Source organism: Caballeronia concitans (assembly GCF_001544615.1).
Taxonomy (GTDB): Bacteria; Pseudomonadota; Gammaproteobacteria; order Burkholderiales; family Burkholderiaceae; genus Caballeronia; species Caballeronia concitans.
The window spans coordinates 1-1336 of record NZ_FCNV02000042.1 but is presented as its reverse complement, the minus strand read 5'-3'; the positions used below and the strand labels follow the sequence as shown (position 1 = coordinate 1336).

At 58.7% G+C, this 1336-nt stretch carries 1 protein-coding gene; it reads left to right on the top strand.

The window, feature by feature from the left end:
• Positions 1-64: 64 nt before the first annotated feature.
• Positions 65-1299 (top strand): IS3 family transposase gene (locus AWB72_RS28300; RefSeq protein WP_087129214.1). Its coding sequence is split into 2 segments (ribosomal slippage): positions 65-419 and positions 419-1299, totalling 1236 coding nucleotides; the frame shifts between segments, so codons are not numbered across the junction.
• Positions 1300-1336 lie beyond the last annotated feature (37 nt).

Below are 1336 nucleotides of genomic sequence, written 5' to 3'. Positions count from 1 at the left end.
TGGGCCGGCCCCCGCAAACACCGGACATGCGGCAACGCTTAAATTTTGAGGTAGTCTTCTGCCTATGTTTAAGCCTAGTCACAACGTGGAACCACTAGAAGTTCTGACCCAGCCGGAGCAGCGCCGCCGGCGTTCTGTTGAAGAGAAACTGGCGATAGTTCGCGAGACCTTCGAGCCCGGTGCAACGGTTTCGGGCGTCGCTCGCCGGCATCAAGTAAATGCCAACCAGGTCTTTGGCTGGCGCAAGCTCTATCAAGACGGGAGCCTATCGGCGGTCACTGCCGGTGAGCAGGTTGTGCCGGCATCGGACCTAGCCGAAGCGATGAAGCAGATTCGTGAGTTGCAGCGATTGCTGGGAAAGAAGACGATGGAGGTGGAAATCCTCCGTGAAGCAGTGGAGTATGGTCGAGCAAAAAAATTGACTGCGCGCTCACCATTGCTGCCGGGGGACGACCGTTGAAAACGGTCTGTGAAATCCTGGGTGTGTCGCGCTCGAATCTCGCAGTCAAATCGAAGCGGTCGGCTGATTGGGTCGACCGCCGCAAGATGCCCGTCGTCGACGACATGGCGCTTGTCGCCGAACTTCACGAACTGTTAGGCGACGTGCCGACATATGGATACCGACGTGCTTGGGCGCTGCTGAGGCGAAGCCGGGATGCGCAGGCTCAACCGCGCGTCAATGCAAAGCGGGTGTATCGCGTGATGCGTCGCCACGGCCTGCTGCTTGAACGTCGCCCTCGTCAAGTCTCGTCTACGCGTCGGCATGATGGCAAGGTCGCGGTGGACAGAAGCAACGTGCGCTGGTGCTCGGATGGCTTCGAGTTCCGCTGCGATGACGGTGCTCCATTGCGTGTCGTCTTCGCACTCGACTGTTGCGACCGCGAAGCCATGAGTTGGGCCGCAAGCACAGGCGGTTACACTGGCGACATGGTGCGTGACGTCATGCTTCAAGCCGTCGAGAACCGCTTCGCCGGCGCGTTGAAGACCGAAACCGAAGTCGAGTGGTTAAGCGACAATGGTTCCTGCTACATTGCCGACGACACATTAAAGTTCTCTCGGAAAATCGGACTGAAGCCGGTCACGACACCCGTCAGAAGCCCGCAAAGCAACGGGATGGCCGAGAGCTTCGTTAAAACGATGAAGCGTGATTACGTTTCGTGGATGCCGAAACCCGACGCCAGGACGGCGTTGCAAAACCTGGCCATCGCGTTCGACCACTATAACGAGTCACACCCGCACAGCGCCCTGAAATACCGCTCGCCTCGTGAGTTTCGTCGGCAAGCAGTTTCTCCAACCTAAGCGTGACCGGGTGTCCGGTTATGCGGGGGCAAGTCCA